The organism is Bacillus sp. FJAT-27001 (assembly GCF_019039175.1).
In the GTDB taxonomy this organism is placed as follows: domain Bacteria; phylum Bacillota; class Bacilli; order Bacillales; family Bacillaceae; genus Bacillus; species Bacillus velezensis.
Genome location: NZ_JAHOAA010000003.1, coordinates 409,159 through 427,334 on the forward strand (window position 1 = coordinate 409,159; position 18,176 = coordinate 427,334).

Genomic DNA, 18,176 nt, shown 5'->3' on the forward strand with positions numbered 1-18,176 from the left:
TATCTATATCGAACAACATATCGGGACTGAAACAAAAAGCACCTGTCCAGGTGCTTTTTTCTATAAATGAGGAACCACAAGACCTCCATACAAAAACGCCGCGATAATCAGGAAGGCCGGATGCATCTTGAATTTTGTCAAGGCAAGGAGGGAAATCCCCGCAATCATTATCGCTTGAACCCAGCCGATCGCTTTGATGCCGTCTGCGCCGATTTGCCAGGTAAGAATGAGCATCATGACGGCGATGACAGGCTGGACGGACAGCGTCATACCTTTGATGACGGGAGATTGGCGGAAGCGCTGAATGATGCGCAAGAGGACGATCAATGCGAGCGCCGACGGTACGACGGTGGCGATCAGCGCAATCAGGAACCCGGGCCACCCGCCTGCGCTGTAGCCGACATACGCGGCGATTTTGGTGGCGATCGGGCCCGGCAATGCGTTCGCAAGCGCGAGCATATTTGAGAATTGATCGTTTGAGAGCCAGCTGTATCTGTTGACGACTTCTTCAAACATCAGCGGGATCGACGCCGGTCCGCCTCCATATCCGAGTACGTTTGCGGCAAAAAACGCCATAAATACATAAATCATGATCATGAGGCAGACATTCCTTTATCTTTTGAACGTTTATTTGTGATTTTGTCCTTTAATTTAAAATGAAACGCACCGTACGCTAAGAAAATGATAATGACAAAGCCGGGATTGATCTGTAACGTTTGCAGGCCGATAAAAGCGATGATAAAAAACAGAATGCCCGTGACCCAGCCGAAACCTTTTAGCGCTTTTTGGCCAAACTCGTACGCCATGATGCCGAGCATGACGGCGATCACCGGGGTGACGGCGCCAATCATGCCGGCAACAATTGCTGAGTGGCTTAAGACATTGACAGCGGCAAACAAGCCCGCCATAGCAAGGCATGTAGGCAGAATGTGGGCGAGGGTTGCCAAGATTGCGCCTAACGTGCCTTTCAGCTTGAAGCCCAGATACGCAGCCATTTTTGTGGCAATCGGTCCGGGAAGCGCATTAGCGATCGCTAATATTTCTCCGAATTCATCATCATCTATCCATTTGTACTTATTGACGGCTTCATGGCGGATGAGCGGGATCACCGACGGGCCGCCCCCGAATCCGAGAATGCCCGTTCGGACCATCGCCGCCGTAATGTCCCAATAGGGATGTTTCATGGCTATGTCCTCCTTACAGCTTCATGCCCGTTCTGCTTTTATACCGTTTAATCAGCATTTGGCAGTCGACGCTGACGACGCCTTTTTGCGTATAGAGCCGTTTTGTCAAAAACTCTTCCATCTCCTGATCATTTGCGAAAATGCCGTGCATATGCAGCTTGCTCGGTCCGGTCATATGATAAAGGCTTGTCACGGCCGGCTCCTTTTCAAGCTTTAATGCGGTTTCCTCCAAATACTGCGGCTCCACCTCCACATTAAAAAACACGGACACATGGCGGCCGATTTTCGCCGGGTTGATGACAGCGGTGAATTTTTCAATCACACCGGCATCCAGTAAATGCTGAATGCGGTGCTGAACCGCCACTCGCGACAGGTTAACCCGCTTTCCTACGTCTGTATAGGAAATCCTCCCTTCCTCGTGCAAAATCGAAAGAATCTGTTTATCCGTTTCATCAAGGACAAGATTCGGAATGCTGTATTCATGTTCCAACCCGCTTCACCTTCCTTCATTTGGTAAACATTATTGTATCATGAAACGTTACGGTATGAAGGAAGAAAATTTGTATTGTTTTCGATACGTAATGACTTAGAATTATTTCTTATCGAAAAGTAAATAGTGTGTGAGATTTTCTTTCAGGAATGTGGATGGCCGCGAAGCCGCTTTTTATAATTGAGAAAATTTGTAAAGGGGCTTGCCATGAATACTTCAACCATCGGAACGAAACAAATGGTCGTCAGTCCGCATTATCTCGCTTCTCAGGCGGGGGCCGGCATTCTGGAAAAGGGCGGAAACGCGTTTGACGCGGCAGTGGCGGTCAGCGCCTGTCTGGCAGTCGTGTATCCGCATATGACGGGTCTTGGCGGGGATTCATTTTGGCTCACTTACCATAAAGAAACGGGACGAATCAAAGCTTATAACGGGAGCGGCCGTTCAGGGAAGCATGTGACGAGAGACTTGTATCGGGGCAGAGAAGCGATCCCTCTGCGCGGGACAGAAAGCGCCATTACCGTTCCGGGAATGGCGGACAGCTGGGATGCCGTGCTTTCGGCGTACGGGCGTCTTTCGCTCGCTGAGGTGCTGAAGCCAGCTCTTGATTATGCGGCAAACGGATTTCCGGTGTCCGCCGACCAGTGCGCCCACACAGAACGTAATCTCGCTCTTTTAGCCTCGACGCCTTACACCTCGGCCATTTTTACGAGAAACAAAAAAGCGCCCATGCCCGGTGAACGGTTTGTCCAGAAGGATCTGGCGGCCAGCTTGGAGCAGCTTGCCGAGAAAGGCAGAGGCGCTTTTTATGAAGGAGATCTCGCTCAACGCATTACATCCTTTTTGCAAAACAACGGCGGCCGTCTGACACTTGATGACTTTAAAGCCCACCGCGGCGAGTGGACGAACCCGGTATCCTCCGATTACCGCGGGTGCAAAATCTATCAGGCTCCGCCGAATTCACAGGGTTTTACAGGCTTAATGACGCTCAATATATTGGAAAACTATGATTTTTCTCAGATCGAACACGGTTCCTTTGACTATTATCATCTGCTGATCGAGGCGCTGAAGAAGAGTTTTCAGCACCGGAATGAAGTGCTGACTGATCCGGCATTTTCTCATATTCCGCTGGATCGGCTGCTTGATAAACGGTATGCAAAGCAGCTTGCGGAAGAAATCGGTAACGTGGCTGCGCCGGCGGTAAGCCGGCCGGTCGGAAGCGACACAGCTTATGCCGCCGTCGCCGATGCGGAAGGAAATGCCGTTTCCTTTATTCAGAGCCTCTATTTCGAGTTCGGATCTGCCGTTACAGCGGGGGAGACGGGCATTCTGCTGCAAAACCGCGGGTCATTTTTTTCGCTGGACGGATCCCATGTCAATACACTTGAACCCTGCAAGCGGACGTTCCACACCCTCATGCCGGCGATGACCTGTAAAGAAGGAAAGCCTCACATCCTGTACGGAACCCAGGGAGGAGAAGGCCAGCCGCAAACTCAGACAGCGATGATTACGCGCATCATTGATTACAAAATGGACCCCCAGCAGGCGATCAATGAGCCGCGCTGGGTCTGGGGACGGACATGGGGAGAGGAGTATGAAGGGCTGAGGGTTGAAAGCAGAATCAGCCCTGAAACGAGAGAAGCCCTAAGGCAGAGCGGCCACCGCGTCGAGACCGTTGGTGATTTTGACGGGCTTATGGGCCATGCGGCAGCGATCGTCATTGATGAAGAAGGCTTTCTCCAAGGCGGGGCCGACCCGCGCGGCGACGGAGCGGCCGCAGGAGTATAGAGCTACGCTAACTGATGAAAAAAATAAGCACGCCAAGCGCGGCAGAAAGACCCGCGTAAAACGAATCGTACACATATTGCTTTTCCTCCCGCCGGTGCCGCCATTCCATTAAGCCGCTGCAGAAAAATAGCATGAAAACAACTCCCGCAAATCCGTACATTTCATTGAAAAAAGTCACCGCTGCGATGCCCGTAATAAGCAGTGTGATTTCGATTAATCGATGTGTGCCGTTTATCGGCTTCTGCTTTTTAACAGGCTTTGGCAAATTGAGAACTTTGACGGCAAATACTTGAAACATAAGGCTGAGCAAAATAAATACGGCTGAAAAAACCAGTAACTGAATGAAATCCATCGTCTGCCTCCTAAAAATGTGTCACTCGTTTCATACGGGTGAGGGCCTTGTAAGTTTCGGCATTCTATAAGACATTAGGCTGAGTTACATGGTAAAAGACTCAAAAAAGACCCCTTACGAAAGGGGTCTTTTTGACTAGTTTCTTCTATTATAATGGTTCCTGCTTCAGGTCGGGCGTACAAGTGTATATGTCTTCCCGAGTCTGGCGTATTCGTTCCCCGCGAGCCTTGCCGCAGGCTTCAGCTCATCTGTCCGTATGTAGCCTTTATCGGCGTCATATACTTGGTCATTCAAATGAAAACAAACGACTCTGCCGATGATGAGGTCTGTCGTCGTTTCTCCGCTGTCATTTTGGAACGGAAGATGGCGTTCGAGTATACATTCAAACCTCACTTTTGCTTCTTTTATACCGGGAACGCTGATGCAAGCGCTGTCTGTCACAGAAAAGTCTGTCATGCCAAGTTCACTGACATCAGGATCAAGCCTTGCCGCCGTTTTGTTAATGTCTTCAATAATGGACTCATCACTGACGTGCACCACGAATTCCCGATGAGCGATTGCGTTTCTCGCGGTGTCTTTCTGCCGACCGTCCGCGCGGCTGACTGAGATGGCCAGAAGCGGCGGTTCTGCGGAGACAACGTTATAGAAACTGAAGGGCGCCGCGTTTACGGCGCCGTTGATGGATGACCGCGTAGTGACAAATGCGATCGGCCGGGGAACAACTGTGCCCGAAAGCAATTTGTAAGTGTCTTTTGCGTTCAGTTCGTCTGCTCGTAAGATATGCATGATTTCGGCCGCCTTTCTTTATCGTATGACCTGATTATACAGAAAGAAAATTCGGAAACACAACAAAAGAAAACCGGCTGCATATCTTATCACGTGGCATATATCTGATTGAGGAAAAAGGCTTCCGTTTAGCCGGCAGCCTATTTACGAATGGTGTTACTTGTAGTTTTTCTTTACAACCCAGATGTTCCCGTCTTTCCAGTACTCTGTTTTGCTGCAGTAATCGTCTTTTTTGCAAGGGTCTTTTTTATGAGGACGATAAGTTTTTTTCTGCGTGCGTTTTTTCTTGCGGCGGCATGATTTTTTGTGGCTGCGAGATTTTTTGTGAGACCGGCATGATTTTTTACGGCTGCGAGATTTTTTGTGAGAGCGGGATTTTTTATGGCTGCGAGATTTTTTGTGAGAACGGGATTTTTTATGGCTGCGAGATTTTTTGTGAGAACGGGATTTTTTATGGCTGCGAGATCTTTTGTGAGAGCGGCACGATTTTTTATGACTGCGAGATTTTTTGTGAGAACGGGACTTTTTATGACTACGAGATTTTTTGTGAGAACGGGATTTTTTATGCTTGCGAGATTTTCTCTTCTTACTGCTTTTTGGTTCTTGGTACAAATAATCTTCCAATCCCTCGGTGCTTGCGGACTTTACTGCTTCTTCGATATCAGAATGGGAATAGTGGCCCATTTTGAAACCTCCTCATGATATATGTTTTAAGGATGCGATCCTTACTACCACATAGTACGCATGAATGAAAAAAGTGTATGTGTGATTCGCTGAGTTTTATATAAAAAGCACAGCCTAAATTAATACAGGGAGGTTTACCGATGAAAGACCAATCAACATTGCCTCTATACCAGCTGTTTATTCACCCGAAAGACTTAATGGAGCTGAAAAAAGACATTTGGGATGATGATCCGGTGCCCGCGGTGCTGAGAGTGAATCAAAAACGGCTTGACATTGATCTGGCGTACCGCGGCTCTCATATAAGAGATTTTAAGAAAAAATCGTATCATATCGCTTTTTATTCGCCGAAAACATTTCGCAGGGCGAAAGAGATACATTTAAACGCTGAATACAAAGATCCGTCGATGATGCGGAATAAGCTGTCTCTCGATTTCTTCGCGGAGCTTGGGACGCTGTCACCAAAGGCGAATTTCGTAACCCTGCAAATCAATGGCAGACATGAGGGGGTGTATCTTGAGCTGGAGTCAGTGGATGAATATTTTCTGGCGAAACGGAATTTGGCGGACGGCGCTGTTTTTTACGCGGTTGATGACGACGCCAATTTCTCCCTCGTCAGTGATCTGGAGCGGGATACGAAAACATCGCTCGAACTTGGTTATGAAAAGAAAACGGGAACGAAAGAAGACGATTTATACTTGCAGGATATGATCTATAAAATTAATACCGTGCCGAAGTCAGAGTTCAAGGGGGAGATCGTCAAACACTTGGACGTCGATAAGTATTTGCGGTGGCTTGCGGGCATCGTGTTTACCTCAAACTACGATGGATTTGTTCATAATTACGCTTTGTACCGGAATCATGAAACGGGACTTTTTGAAGTCATTCCGTGGGATTACGATGCGACGTGGGGAAGAGACATTCATGGTGATCGGATGGAGGCCGATTATGTCAGAATACAAGGGTTTAATACCTTGACTGCAAGGCTTCTGGATGAACCGTATTTCCGCAAAGCGTACAAACGGCTTTTGGAAGAGACGCTTCAGACCCGGTTTACCATTGAACATATGAAGCCGAAGGTCATGTCACTGTATGAGCAGATCAGGCCGCATGTCGCGAAGGATCCATATAAGAAAGAAGAGATTGATTGCTTTGACCGGGAGCCTGAAGTGATTTGCGAATACATTAAGGAGCGGTCAGCCTTCATCAGCAGTGAGTTAGAGCGGTGGAATATCTGATTTGGAAATGAAGAAAGATTTTTTACAAATAGGCTGGTGAATCAGTTCCCGAAAATAATCGTGATACGTATATATGCATTATGCTTTTTACATTATGAGAAAAATGACTAGGAGGACAATAGATGAAACGCAATACGAAGCGGCAGCGGTCTGATGACAACTTTTTGCATGCAATGGAAGGAAAAGTGATTACTGTCTACCGGGGAGGCCCGGAGTCCAAGACAGGGAGATTAGCAGACATTCAATCGGATTATATCGCTCTTCAGGTTGATAATAAAATCGTTTATTATCAATGGAAACACGTGAAAAGTGTGACGGAAAATACGAGTGAAACCGTATCGCCGGCCGAAGCGGCAGAATGTGAAAAAGCTGATGATTTTCAAGACCTGATCAGCCGGATGACCAATCGCACGGTGCAATTGAATCAGGGAGGTCCGGAATCGAAAAGAGGAAAGCTTCACGAAACAGGGGATGATTTTCTCGTGCTGGAAACAGAAGATGACGGAATTGTATATTTTAACGCCGACCATGTCAAAAGCATCAGCGCGGAACAAGAAGAGGACGGCCAAGAGGAGGAGCGCCCGGAATTTGAAATGGCTGATGATTTTCACGGCATATTTAAACGCCTGATCCACAAATGGGTATCCATCAACCGCGGAGGTCCTGAAGCAGTTGAAGGTATACTTGTGGATAATTCCGACGGCCACTACACTCTTGTGAAAGATAAAGAAGTGCTGCGGATCTATCCTTTTCATATCAAGAGCATCAGCGAAGGGGCAAAAGGAGCAGCTAAAAAAGAGGAGAATAAAGACGACGAGAATAAAGGTGAGAAAGAGAGCGCCGAAGAAGAAAAGCCGCATGAAGAAGAATCACGCGAAGAGCAGCGTACTTCCTCCAAAAAGTCGAAAAGATCATCAAGATCCGTTCGATCTTCAAAACGGGAGGAAGAGAACTCTTATAGCTACGCCACTGTATTAAGGACAATAGATTATCGGTGGAAACGCGGCCGTAAATGATTGGAAAGATTGTCCGTAAACGCGGGAGAGGGGGGAATGAAATGGCTGGATTAAGCAGATTTCTGGATAAACAAGTCGATATTGAGATATCGGGGAATACGACATTTTCAGGAACTCTTTTGGATATCGGTCAGGATATCATTGTGATTCATGACGGCCGGACGTTTCTTTATATTCCGCTGCTGCATCTTCAGAGGATGACATTGACGCTCCCGGACGAAGAGAATAAAGAACCGTACGCAAGAAAAAAAAGTCCGCATCCCGAAAAACAGGAACATTCCTTTTCTTACCGGAATACCCTCCAGCATATAAAAGGCAGATTCACAGAAATATTTGTTACGGGAGACCGTTCCATTCATGGGTATGTGACAAGTGTTTTAAATGATTATTTTGTTTTCTTCTCTCCGGTTTATAAGACTCTTTTCATCTCGATGCATCATTTGAAATGGCTGACACCCTATTCCGATGAGCAGACGCCGTATACATTAAACAGTTCAGAGCTGCCGGTTGTTCCCGCTAATGTGCCCCTTGTCCGGAATTTTGAGGAACAATTAAAAAGATATATCGGGAAGCTGATTATTCTGGATTTAGGAGATATACCGAATAAAGTGGGGCTGTTGCAGGATGTCTCAGATAATATTCTTGAATTGACCAATGCAGACGGCGATACTGTTTTTTGGAAATTGAATCATTTAAAAACCATGCACCTGCCATAAATGATAAAACTGCCTCTCTTATACAGCAGGCAGTTTTTTTTCATGGGAGCTAAAGGTAAATCCAACTGATCCAAACATATAAAACGGTAATGGTAAACACGACAGTGAGAGGGACAACGATAATGGTCGTTTTGATATATTCTGACCAAGAAACTTTTTCGCCGTGCTGTCTGATGATATGCATCCAGATCAGCGTGGCTAATGTCCCGATCGGCAGAAGCAATGATCCGATATCACTGCCGATAATATTAGCCAGATAAATGATTTTTACGGTTAATGGGTCGATGGACATTTCAGTTAAGGTCAAAGTGCTGATCATTAAGGCGGGATGGTTATTGAACAAATTAGAGAGGACGGATGTAGCAATGCCCATAATAGATGCAGCGTGGGCAATGCTTTGTGAGACATAAGGCTCAATAGACTGAACAAGCAGCGCCGTCAGTCCGATATTATGCAGTCCGTAGATGATAATGTACATAGTGAAGGCAAAAATAAAGATATGCCAAGGCGCTTTCCTTAATAAATCTGCCGGTCCGATTTTTAAATAAAACCATCTCCAGCCAAGCAGGATGACTGAACTGATGACAGCCACGAGCGAAACGGATATGCCGTTGTAAGAAGCTGCAAACAGACTGATCCGGACGAACAATACAAATGCCAAAACACAAAACATGATGTTCGTACGGCTGTTTTGGGTCGGGTCTGGCGGAGGCTGAAGCGGATGATATCGTTTGTGTTCCAGCGAGTCAAAATGAACCGGAATATCGGGGAGCTGTTTCGGCAAACGGCGGTAAAAAACGGCAAACAGCAGAAAGGCCATAAACACCAGTCCCAGCGTGCCGGGGATAAACATCATATTGGTGTACAAATAAAGGTCCATGCCTATCATTTTGAGAGAAATTAAATTGACGATATTACTGACGCCGATCGGGGTGCTTGCGGCTGTCGCAATTAATACGCCGCTTATTAAATACGGTGTTTTCTGATGTCTTTTAAGTCCGAGATATTGTAAGACCAATAGTAAAATAGGAGTGGTGATTAAGACGCTGCCGTCATTATTCAGAAAGAGCGTCATTGAAAAACAGAGCAGGTTGGTCAGCCAAAAAAGCCGGATGCCCGATCCCTTGGCGCGGTGAAGCAGTTTGGCCGCCGCCCAGTTAAAAAAACCGAAGCTTTCCAGCGCGATTGCCATAATCATTGTGGAGATAATGGTTATTGATGCTCCGGTGACTTTTGACCCTATATCCCCCAAATCATGAAAGGAAACGGTTCCGCATAACAAAACGAGAATGGCGCCCAGCGACGCCGGAACGGCTTCATTTAATCCCCCGGGTCTCCAAAATATAAAAATAATGCTCACAAAGAAAGAAATCAGGGTCAAAATGACGGTAATATGTGTAATGTGTTCTGCCTCCTTTTAGATGGGTCATTGCCGCCCCGTTATTTTTATCCCTCCTGATCAGTTGTACTGTATGTATACGGGTACAGGTCGTAAGGTGTACTGAGCGTTTCTACCAATTTAGTAAAAATCCATAAAAGCACAAAAAAAGAGGCTGCTTTCGGCGGCCCTCTTTTTTATGCATTTTCCTTATCCGCCTGCAATAAAGCCTGGCGTTTATTCATAATATCCAGAAAATGTTTCAGAATCGGATTTTGATTATCCTTGCGGTAGGCAATGACCCATTCGGCCGTGAGCTGCACCTGATTAATGCCGCGGTAGGCGACTTCGAGATTAAACAGCTTTTTAGCAGAAGAAGGCACGAAGGTTACACCGATGCCGGCACTAACCAATCCGATCACCATTTGATACTCCGTCGCTTCCTGAACGATTTTCGGTTTGAAGCCCGCCTGCTCGCAGTAGTTTACAAACTCTAGGTATAAAGTCGGCCATGTTTCTTTCGACAGTGTGATAATCGGTTCATTTTTTAAATCCTGAATGTCGATTGTCTGTTTAGCGGTAAGCGGGTGCTGCTTCGGCAAAGCCAGAATGCACGGGCTGCTCTGCACCTTTTCCATATGTAACGCGGAATGCTGTAAAGGCGGATGAAGGATGCCGATATCAATGTTCCCCTTCAGAAGTTCTTCCTGCTGTCTGAAAGAAGAAATTTCACGCAGATCAAGCTTGACGGAGGGGAATTTTTCGCGGAATTCCCGAATGATCGGCGGCAGAAATTCATATGTGGCCGAGCCGACAAAACCGACGACAAGGCGGCCGAGCTCTCCCCGCGCCGTTCTCTGCGCCATTTCAATCGCTTTGTCTATTTCTTCGATCGCGTTTCTGCTGTGTTTTAAAAAACTTTCTCCGGCAGCTGAAAGCTCTACAACCCGTTTCGTGCGCTTTAATAAGGTCACGCCGACTTCCTTCTCAAGCTGTTTGATCTGCTGGCTGAGAGGCGGCTGTGTCATATTTAACCGAAGCGCAGCTTTGCCGAAATGAAGTTCTTCGGCAACGGCAATAAAGTATTGAAGATGGCGAAGCTCCATCCTTATCCATTCCTTTCTCTTTGTTAATTATTCGTGAAACATATTAATCATACGGCGAATTGATATTGGAGGTCAATTTCCAAAGAGTGTATAGTGAATAATATCACAAATTACTTAAAATTTTATATTTAATATGCATAATAAGGAGTGAGGGTGTTGGCAAAAGCAACAAATGAACTAAAAACCTCTGGAAAAAATCGGGGGGCGGAGCTTGTTGTTGATTGCTTAGTGGAGCAAGGTGTCACACATGTTTTTGGCATTCCGGGTGCAAAAATTGATGCAGTATTTGATGCGTTAAAAGATAAAGGACCTGAACTGGTTTTATGCCGTCACGAACAGAACGCTGCATTTATGGCTGCGGCTGTCGGAAGACTGACTGGAAAACCAGGCGTTTGTCTCGTTACTTCAGGCCCGGGGGCATCCAACTTGGCGACCGGCTTGTTAACGGCTAATACAGAAGGTGATCCGGTAGTGGCGCTGGCGGGTAACGTAATTCGCGCCGACCGGTTAAAACGGACACACCAATCATTGGACAATGCGGCGCTATTTCAGCCGATTACAAAATACAGTGTAGAAGTACAGGAAACAGGGAATATACCAGAAGCGGTAACAAACGCCTTCAGGGCAGCGTCAGCAGGTCAGGCAGGCGCGGCTTTCGTGAGCTTTCCGCAGGATGTTGTGAATGAAATCACAAATGTGAAAAACGTACGCAGCGTGCCGGCGCCGAAACAAGGCCCTGCACCGGAAGAAGCGGTCAGCGCGGCTATCGCGAAAATCCAGACGGCAAAACTTCCCGTTCTGTTAGTCGGCATGAAAGGCGGAAGACCGGAGGCGGTAAAACAAATCCGCAAACTGCTTGCCAAAACAAAACTGCCTTTCGTAGAAACGTACCAAGGGGCCGGCACATTGTCCAGAGAGCTGGAAGACCAATATTTCGGCCGGATCGGACTGTTCCGCAACCAGCCGGGCGATCTTCTGCTTGAACAGGCGGATGTCGTATTAACGATCGGTTATGATCCGATTGAATACGATCCGAAGTTCTGGAACGTAAACGGTGACCGTGCTATTATCCATCTTGACGAAATCCAGGCCGATATCGATCATGCCTATCAGCCGGAATTAGAATTATTAGGCGATATCGCCGCTACGGTTAAACAAATTGAACACGACGCTGTGACATTTGATATGGGCAGCCGTGAACAAGAAGTGCTGAGCGAATTAAAACAGATGCTCACAGACAGCGAGAAGGCGCCAAGCGACCATAAATCCGACAGAGTGCATCCTCTGCAAATCGTCCAAGAACTGCGCAATGCAATTGATGACGACGTAACCGTCACTTGCGATATCGGTTCTCACGCGATCTGGATGTCCCGCTACTTCCGCGCTTATGAGCCGCTGAAACTGTTGATCAGCAACGGCATGCAGACATTGGGCGTAGCGCTTCCTTGGGCGATTGCCGCCACATTGGTGAATCCGGGTGAAAAAGTCGTATCCGTTTCAGGAGACGGAGGATTCCTGTTCTCTGCAATGGAATTGGAAACGGCAGTCCGCTTAAAAGCGCCGATCGTTCACCTTGTATGGAATGACAGCACATATGATATGGTCGCATTCCAGCAAATGAAAAAATATAACCGTACATCATGCGTAGATTTCGGAAACATTGACATCGTAAAATATGCAGAAAGCTTCGGCGCCACCGGCTTGCGCGTTGAGTCACCGGAACAGCTGGCAGACGTGCTGCAAAAAGGCTTGAACACAGAAGGCCCTGTCATCATTGACATTCCTGTCGATTACAGTGACAATGTCCATTTATCAAGCGACATGCTTCCGAAGCAATTCAAAGAAAAAATGAAAGCAAAAGCTCTCTAGCACTCTGCGCACCATGACCTGTTTTCTAAAACAGCCCAATTTAAAAGGAGTGAAGGGAATATGAAAAACGCAAGCGACATCCATATGATGAGCCGCGGAGAAAAAGGCTCACCTGAGGATCAGATCTATCAAGTATCAACAATGACATCTCTGCTGGACGGAGTATATGACGGAGATTTTGATATGGCTGACATTCCGAAGTTCGGTGATTTCGGAATCGGCACGTTCAATAAACTGGACGGCGAATTAATCGGATTTGACGGAGAATTTTACCGTCTGCGCGGCGACGGAACGGCTACGCCTGTTAAAGGCGGAGACCTGTCACCATTCTGCTCATTCACATTTTTCACGCCGGATATGACGCATACGATCGACGGCGAAATGACCCGTGAAGAATTCGAGCAGGAAATCGCCAGCCTTCTGCCTAGTAAAAACTTATTTTATGCGATCCGTTTGGACGGCGTATTTAAAAAGGTGCAGACAAGAACGGTAGAACGCCAGGAGAAACCGTACGTTCCGATGATCGAAGCGGTAAAAACACAGCCTGTGTTCAACTTTGACGACATTCAGGGTACAATCGCCGGCTTCTGGACGCCGGGTTACGCAAACGGCATTGCTGTTTCCGGATATCACCTGCACTTCATTGATGAAGGACGCAATTCCGGCGGACACGTGTTTGACTATGTCATTAAAGATTGTAAAGTGACCATTTCTCAAAAAATGAATATGAACCTCAAGCTTCCGAATACGGCGGACTTTTTCAACGCAAATTTAGATAATCCGAATTTTGCGAAGGATATCGAAACAACCGAAGGAAGCCCGGAATAAATTAAAAAAGAAAGCCTTATTTTTCTCGGGGGCTTTCTTTTTATTTGGCTGAACCGGCAAAGATTAGGTAAAATACAGTCAAAAGGGAAAGGTGTGGTAGCTGTGAAAGTATTGGTATTAGCGGTTCATCCTGACATGGACAACTCAGCGGTCAATAAGGCGTGGACAGAAGAATTAAAAAATCATGATGAAATCACGGTCCGTGAGCTTTATAAAGAATATCCGGACGGGAAAATAGATGCGGAAAAGGAACGGCAGCTGTGTGAACAGTATGACCGGATCGTATTTCAATTCCCGCTGTATTGGTACAGTGCGCCTCCGCTTTTAAAAACATGGATGGATCATGTGCTGGCGTATGGCTGGGCTTACGGCTCCAAAGGAAAGGCGCTGCACGGCAAAGAATTGCTGCTGGCTGTTTCCGTAGGTGCCGGAGAGGATGCATATCAGGCAGGCGGGTCTAACCATTTTTCACTGAGCGAGCTCTTAAGGCCGTTTCAGGCAATGGCTAATTTTACGGGTATGACCTATTTGCCGGCTTTCGCGATGTACGGGGTTAGCAGCGCCGATGCTGCGGCTATCCGTGACAATGCCAAACGCCTGGCGGATTACATAAAGAAGCCATTTTAGAGTCGTATGCATTCATCTTCATCCGACAATATTTCCTGAGAAATATTTCGAACCTTAGACGTTTCTGACTGCTCAAGAAAGAAAAAACGGATTTCGCGCTGAATTTGCGAAATCCGTTTTGATATTATGTCAGTTTTTGCAGATCTTTTGTGCTGATATATCCCGTTGCGCCCCCGTAATCGACAAGCGCCCAGCCGAAGTCAATGCCGCCGCCGGCTGTCTTTTTCCATCCGAGGAAAGAAACGCTCGTGTTTTTAGCAAGGGAAGCTTTGACCGCTTGTTTGTCTGTATATACTTTTGTTTTTGCCGTTGTTTTTACGGTTGTTGCTTCTTTAACAATATAATGAGTAGATACAAATCCTGTTTTTCCGTTTTTATAATGTACTTTTGCCCAGTCAGCGTTCTGGAATGAAACGATCTTTAAGCTGTCGCCTAAATGAAGGGTATCAGCTCTCGGACTGGCTGCTGATGCTTTTGTTCTGACGTTCAATGCTTCCGCGGAAACGAGATAAGAGTCAAGCGGGTAGCTGTACAGATCGTCAATTTTGACCGCTTCTTGCGCGTGTGTCTCGGGAAGAGGCGTTATTCCGGCAGCTGAAGCCGCTGTTATTCCCGCTGCAAGGGTCAGAATGGATGCCGCTTTGGCTGTTTTCTTCATCTGTATCTCTCCTTTTACTTCATCCTTTCACGTTTTACCGGAAGTCTAAACATCGGCCGGTTATTTTTGTGTTTGAAGTTTCAATGGAGCGGAAATGGTTTTTTTGACTTTTTCTCCTTTGAGCACCTGCTCCGCCGCTTCGGCCGCCAGTTTTCCGATCAGCTCCGGCTGCTGGGCGACCGTGGCTGTCAGCTTTCCGTTTTTAATGGAAGAAATCGCATCTTTATTTCCGTCGAAACCGACGACCAGAATGTGTTTGCCTGAGCTGTTAATCGCTTCGAGCGCGCCGAGTGCCATTTCATCATTATGGGCGAACACGGCTTTAATATCCGGATGTCCCTGCAGCAGGTTTTCCATGACGGTCAATCCTTTTGTACGGTCAAAATCCGCCGCTTGCTTTGTTACGACATCCAGCTTTTTGTCGGCAATATGATGAAAGCCCGTTCCGCGTTCCCGTGTCGCGGATGCGCCCGGCACCCCTTGTAATTCAGCCACTTTGGCGCCTTTTCCGAGCTGATCGGCGAGGTAGTCAGCCGCCATTTCTCCTCCTTTGACATTGTCAGAGGCGACAAGCGTTTCGACTTTGCCGTGTTCGGCTGAACGATCAAGCGCAATGACGGGAATGCCGAGGGAATTTGCCGATTCGACGGCTGTTGAAATCGCTGATGAATCGGTCGGGTTGATCAGCAGCGCATCGACTCCCTGCTGGATCAAATCTTCTACGTCATTTGACTGTTTAGATGAATCATTTTGGGCATCGACAATAATGACCTTCATGCCCCGTTTTTTGGCTTCCTTTACAACGCCTTCTTTTAATGAAACGAAGAACGGATTGTTCAATGTGGAGACGGAGAGCCCGATAGTGAATTCTTTTTTATGTTTTGTGTTTGACGGTTTTGCCCATTGTGGCGGTTCAAGTGAACAGGCGGACAGCAAAAACAGTGATAATGCCGCGATCGTGATGATGGCTTTCTTCATAATGGTCCTCCTACTATGCCGATTTTTTGCGGTCCAGCAGCACCGCGATTAAAATGACGATTCCTTTGACGACGAGCTGATAAAAAGATGATACGCCGAGAAGGTTCAAGCCGTTGTTCAGCGTACCGATAATCAAAACCCCGATCAGTGTACCGATGATGCGCCCTCGACCGCCGGACAGGCTCGTTCCGCCGAGAACGACCGCTGCGATGGCGTCCAGCTCGTATGATTCCCCGGCCGTCGGCTGTGCGGAATTTAAGCGTGATGTCAGAATCGCTCCCGCCAGCGCCGATAATAAACCTGTCAGAGAATAGATCATGATCTTGATGCGGGGCACTTTGATTCCCGATATCAGCGCCGCTTTCTCATTGCCGCCGATGGCGTATGTCCGGCGGCCGAACGGTGTTTTGTGCAGAAGAACCCACAGGGTTGCAAATGCAATCAGCATCGTAATGGCAGGTACGGGAATGCCGAGAAAATAACCGCGCCCGAATAATTGAAATGCGTAACTTGAACCGAGTCCCGTAATCGGATTTCCGTCCGTATAGACGAGGGTCAGTCCGCGAAAGACGGTCATTGTCGCCAAAGTGGCGATGAACGGCGCCATTTTTCCTTTTGTGATTAATAATCCGTTTATCATGCCGAGTACGGCGCCGATTACGCAGCCGATGATGACGGCTAAGATCGGGTCGATGCCTGAGACCATCATACCTGCGACCAATGCGCTCGATAAGGCGAGGATGGCTCCGACAGAGAGATCAATGCCTCCCGTTAAAATGACAAACGTCATTCCGAATGCAATCAGAGCGTTAATCGCAACCTGCCGAAGAAGGTTGAGAATATTGAGGGGTTCAAGAAAACTCGGGTTTAAAACGGAAACGATCAGCACAAGAATCAGTAAGCCGAGAAACGGACCGAGTTTTTGTGTGAAGGTGTGAATGGAAAATCGCTTTTGTTCAGTTGATGTCATTGGTTCAGTTTTCATACTGCTGCCCTCCCGTGGCAAGTGTCATGATGTGTTCTTGTGTTGCGCCGGCCGCATTGATTTCTCCGCTGATGCGCCCTTCGTGGACGACGATGATTCTGTCACTCATGCCGAGAACTTCCGGCAGCTCGGAAGACACCATGATGATGGCGACTCCGCGATCGGTCAGTTCATTCATTAATGAATAGATTTCCCTTTTCGCGCCTACGTCGACGCCTCTTGTCGGTTCATCAAGGATGAGAACTTTCGGGCCGATTCCGATCCATTTGGCGATGACGACTTTTTGCTGATTTCCTCCTGATAAATGCCGGGCGGCGGTTTCCGGAGATGCGGTCTTAATGGTCAGACGCTTGATGAGCAGCTCAACGAACTCCGCCTCGCGTTTTCGGTCAATGATGCCTTTCGGAGAGAAGCTGGTCAGGTTCGGCAATGAGATATTTTCACGAATGGACGTATCCAGCAGCAGCCCTTCATCTTTGCGGTTCTCCGTAATCAGGCCGAGTCCCTTACGGATGGCATCGTACGGACCCCGAATGCCGGTTTTTCGGCCGGAAATCCAGATCTCTCCGGAATCGAGCCTGTCAATTCCGAACAGCGCCCTCATGATTTCTGTCCGTCCGGCACCCATTAAGCCGGAAACGCCGAGGATTTCTCCGGCGCTCACATGGAAACTGATCTGTGAAAAGCTTCCTTTTTTTGAGGCGTTTTTCACTTCGAGCACCTTATCGCCGAGTGACGGCGTGCGAGTCGGATACCGATCGGTCAGCTCCCGCCCGACCATTTTTTTGACCACTTCATCAAAATTAGTTCCTTTAATATGCGCCGTATCGACAGTGAGGCCGTCCCGCATAATGGTGATCCGGTCGCAAATCGAAAATATCTCTTCCATTCGGTGCGAAATATAGACGATGGATACGCCGTCCCGCTTTAACGCCGTCATCACGTCAAACAGTTTGCTGATTTCCCGTTCGGTCAGCGCCGCGGTCGGTTCGTCCATAATAATGACTTCGGCGTTTGTCATCAGCGCTTTGGCAATCTCAATCATCTGCTGCTGTCCGACGGAACATTGTCCGGCTTCCCGGTCAAGAGGAAGAGAGACTCCCAGTTTTTCAAGCTGTGATTTTGCTAGCGCTTTCATTTTCTTCGTTTCCAAAACGCCGAACGCCGTCGTCAGCTCTTTGCCGATAAAAAGGTTTTCAAGCACCGTCATGTCCGGCCATATATTCAGTTCCTGATGGATAAAGGCGATTCCGTGCTTTTCGGCTTCCTTTGGATTGGAGAAGCTCATATTTGTTCCGTTTATCGTAATGTTTCCCTTGTCGAGCCGGTAGAGCCCGGTGAGCAGATTCATTAACGTCGATTTGCCCGCTCCGTTTTCTCCCATTAAAGCGTGGATTTCTCCCGGCAGAAGCTCAAATGAGACGCCGGAGAGCACTTGGTTTTTGCCGAATGCTTTATGAATGTCTGTCATGCCGATGTGCATGCTGGATCCCTTCTTT

19 protein-coding genes are annotated in these 18,176 nt (G+C 47.5%); 7 read left to right on the forward strand and 12 right to left on the reverse strand.

The features are described 5' to 3' along the window. Positions 1-60: 60 nt before the first annotated feature. The 3 genes from chrA to chrS are packed head-to-tail and all read right to left on the reverse strand — an operon-like array spanning position 61 to position 1,674. Entirely contained in the window at positions 61-597 is a 537-nt protein-coding gene (gene chrA, locus BGM27_RS12285) for a chromate resistance efflux protein ChrA (protein WP_007407539.1), read from the reverse strand. Continuing rightward, entirely contained in the window at positions 594-1,184 is a 591-nt protein-coding gene (gene chrB / locus BGM27_RS12290; protein WP_007407538.1) for a chromate efflux transporter subunit ChrB, read from the reverse strand. The genes chrA and chrB overlap by 4 nt, the downstream gene beginning before the upstream one ends. A 13-nt stretch (positions 1,185-1,197) precedes the next feature. Continuing rightward, entirely contained in the window at positions 1,198-1,674 is a 477-nt protein-coding gene (gene chrS, locus BGM27_RS12295; RefSeq protein ID WP_007407537.1) for a chromate efflux transcriptional regulator ChrS, read from the reverse strand. 207 nt (positions 1,675-1,881) lie between these two features. On the opposite strand from chrS, the gene ggt reads away from it, so the two are divergent. Further along, entirely contained in the window at positions 1,882-3,459 is a 1,578-nt protein-coding gene (gene ggt, locus BGM27_RS12300; protein WP_007407536.1) for a gamma-glutamyltransferase, read from the forward strand. 7 nt (positions 3,460-3,466) lie between these two features. Here the strand turns inward: ggt and BGM27_RS12305 are convergent, their stop codons facing one another. From BGM27_RS12305 to BGM27_RS12315, 3 genes are all read right to left on the reverse strand, one after another. Further along, positions 3,467-3,811: a DUF4181 domain-containing protein gene (locus BGM27_RS12305; protein ID WP_007407535.1), complete on the reverse strand. Its 345-nt coding sequence runs from the start codon at positions 3,809-3,811 to the stop codon at positions 3,467-3,469. 165 nt (positions 3,812-3,976) lie between these two features. Continuing rightward, the gene (locus BGM27_RS12310) at positions 3,977-4,597 is read right to left on the reverse strand and encodes a flavin reductase family protein (protein ID WP_007407534.1); all 621 of its coding nucleotides are present in this window, start codon (positions 4,595-4,597) and stop codon (positions 3,977-3,979) included. A gap of 156 nt (positions 4,598-4,753) precedes the next feature. Then, positions 4,754-5,281 carry a CotG/ExsB N-terminal domain-containing protein gene (locus BGM27_RS12315; RefSeq protein WP_038462306.1) on the reverse strand — a complete coding sequence of 176 codons (528 nt, stop codon included), beginning with the start codon at positions 5,279-5,281 and terminating at the stop codon, positions 4,754-4,756. A 140-nt stretch (positions 5,282-5,421) separates the two neighbouring features. On the opposite strand from BGM27_RS12315, the gene BGM27_RS12320 reads away from it, so the two are divergent. From BGM27_RS12320 to BGM27_RS12330, 3 genes are all read left to right on the forward strand, one after another. Then, positions 5,422-6,516 carry a CotH kinase family protein gene (locus BGM27_RS12320; RefSeq protein ID WP_007407532.1) on the forward strand — a complete coding sequence of 365 codons (1,095 nt, stop codon included), beginning with the start codon at positions 5,422-5,424 and terminating at the stop codon, positions 6,514-6,516. 122 nt (positions 6,517-6,638) lie between these two features. Continuing rightward, on the forward strand, positions 6,639-7,532 hold the full coding sequence (locus BGM27_RS12325; protein WP_007407531.1) for a hypothetical protein: 894 nt from the start codon (positions 6,639-6,641) through the stop codon (positions 7,530-7,532). Positions 7,533-7,573: 41 nt separating this feature from the next. Beyond that, a complete protein-coding gene (locus BGM27_RS12330) occupies positions 7,574-8,248 on the forward strand; it encodes a hypothetical protein (RefSeq protein ID WP_007407530.1) in 675 nt (224 codons plus the stop codon). Between the two features lie 49 nt (positions 8,249-8,297). Here the strand turns inward: BGM27_RS12330 and BGM27_RS12335 are convergent, their stop codons facing one another. Next, positions 8,298-9,629, reverse strand: coding sequence for an arsenic transporter (locus BGM27_RS12335; RefSeq protein WP_020954345.1), 1,332 nt, complete (start codon positions 9,627-9,629; stop codon positions 8,298-8,300). Between the two features lie 194 nt (positions 9,630-9,823). Beyond that, positions 9,824-10,732, reverse strand: a complete 909-nt coding sequence (alsR, locus tag BGM27_RS12340; protein ID WP_007407528.1) for an acetoin biosynthesis transcriptional regulator AlsR — start codon at positions 10,730-10,732, stop codon at positions 9,824-9,826. Between the two features lie 156 nt (positions 10,733-10,888). Between alsR and alsS the strand changes: the two genes are divergently transcribed. The 3 genes from alsS to BGM27_RS12355 all read left to right on the forward strand — a co-directional run bounded on the left by alsS (position 10,889) and on the right by BGM27_RS12355 (position 14,056). Continuing rightward, a complete protein-coding gene (gene alsS, locus BGM27_RS12345; protein WP_007407527.1) occupies positions 10,889-12,601 on the forward strand; it encodes an acetolactate synthase AlsS in 1,713 nt (570 codons plus the stop codon). A gap of 60 nt (positions 12,602-12,661) precedes the next feature. Then, entirely contained in the window at positions 12,662-13,429 is a 768-nt protein-coding gene (gene budA / locus BGM27_RS12350; protein WP_003151318.1) for an acetolactate decarboxylase, read from the forward strand. A gap of 102 nt (positions 13,430-13,531) precedes the next feature. After that, entirely contained in the window at positions 13,532-14,056 is a 525-nt protein-coding gene (locus BGM27_RS12355) for an NAD(P)H-dependent oxidoreductase (RefSeq protein ID WP_007407526.1), read from the forward strand. 124 nt (positions 14,057-14,180) lie between these two features. On the opposite strand, the gene BGM27_RS12360 is transcribed toward BGM27_RS12355, so the two are convergent. The 4 genes from BGM27_RS12360 to BGM27_RS12375 are packed head-to-tail and all read right to left on the reverse strand — an operon-like array spanning position 14,181 to position 18,160. Further along, positions 14,181-14,714: an SH3 domain-containing protein gene (locus BGM27_RS12360; RefSeq protein WP_007407525.1), complete on the reverse strand. Its 534-nt coding sequence runs from the start codon at positions 14,712-14,714 to the stop codon at positions 14,181-14,183. Between the two features lie 60 nt (positions 14,715-14,774). After that, complete coding sequence (rbsB, locus tag BGM27_RS12365) at positions 14,775-15,692, reverse strand: ribose ABC transporter substrate-binding protein RbsB (protein WP_007407524.1); 918 nt, start codon at positions 15,690-15,692, stop codon at positions 14,775-14,777. A 13-nt stretch (positions 15,693-15,705) separates the two neighbouring features. Then, the gene (rbsC, locus tag BGM27_RS12370) at positions 15,706-16,677 is read right to left on the reverse strand and encodes a ribose ABC transporter permease RbsC (RefSeq protein WP_007407523.1); all 972 of its coding nucleotides are present in this window, start codon (positions 16,675-16,677) and stop codon (positions 15,706-15,708) included. Further along, positions 16,667-18,160, reverse strand: coding sequence for a sugar ABC transporter ATP-binding protein (locus tag BGM27_RS12375; protein WP_007407522.1), 1,494 nt, complete (start codon positions 18,158-18,160; stop codon positions 16,667-16,669). Before BGM27_RS12375 ends, rbsC begins: the two co-directional genes overlap by 11 nt. Positions 18,161-18,176 lie beyond the last annotated feature (16 nt).

Excerpts from the sequence above, each read along its gene's own strand:
- chrA (WP_007407539.1), bottom strand. The coding sequence starts at position 597 with ATGATCATGATTTATGTATTTATGGCGTTTTTTGCCGCAAACGTACTC.
- chrB (WP_007407538.1), bottom strand. The coding sequence starts at position 1,184 with ATGAAACATCCCTATTGGGACATTACGGCGGCGATGGTCCGAACGGGC.
- ggt (WP_007407536.1), top strand. The coding sequence starts at position 1,882 with ATGAATACTTCAACCATCGGAACGAAACAAATGGTCGTCAGTCCGCAT.
- BGM27_RS12305 (WP_007407535.1), bottom strand. The coding sequence starts at position 3,811 with ATGGATTTCATTCAGTTACTGGTTTTTTCAGCCGTATTTATTTTGCTC.
- BGM27_RS12310 (WP_007407534.1), bottom strand. The coding sequence starts at position 4,597 with ATGCATATCTTACGAGCAGACGAACTGAACGCAAAAGACACTTACAAA.
- BGM27_RS12315 (WP_038462306.1), bottom strand. The coding sequence starts at position 5,281 with ATGGGCCACTATTCCCATTCTGATATCGAAGAAGCAGTAAAGTCCGCA.
- BGM27_RS12320 (WP_007407532.1), top strand. The coding sequence starts at position 5,422 with ATGAAAGACCAATCAACATTGCCTCTATACCAGCTGTTTATTCACCCG.
- BGM27_RS12325 (WP_007407531.1), top strand. The coding sequence starts at position 6,639 with ATGAAACGCAATACGAAGCGGCAGCGGTCTGATGACAACTTTTTGCAT.
- BGM27_RS12330 (WP_007407530.1), top strand. The coding sequence starts at position 7,574 with ATGGCTGGATTAAGCAGATTTCTGGATAAACAAGTCGATATTGAGATA.
- alsR (WP_007407528.1), bottom strand. The coding sequence starts at position 10,732 with ATGGAGCTTCGCCATCTTCAATACTTTATTGCCGTTGCCGAAGAACTT.
- budA (WP_003151318.1), top strand. The coding sequence starts at position 12,662 with ATGAAAAACGCAAGCGACATCCATATGATGAGCCGCGGAGAAAAAGGC.
- BGM27_RS12360 (WP_007407525.1), bottom strand. The coding sequence starts at position 14,714 with ATGAAGAAAACAGCCAAAGCGGCATCCATTCTGACCCTTGCAGCGGGA.
- rbsB (WP_007407524.1), bottom strand. The coding sequence starts at position 15,692 with ATGAAGAAAGCCATCATCACGATCGCGGCATTATCACTGTTTTTGCTG.
- rbsC (WP_007407523.1), bottom strand. The coding sequence starts at position 16,677 with ATGAAAACTGAACCAATGACATCAACTGAACAAAAGCGATTTTCCATT.
- BGM27_RS12375 (WP_007407522.1), bottom strand. The coding sequence starts at position 18,160 with ATGCACATCGGCATGACAGACATTCATAAAGCATTCGGCAAAAACCAA.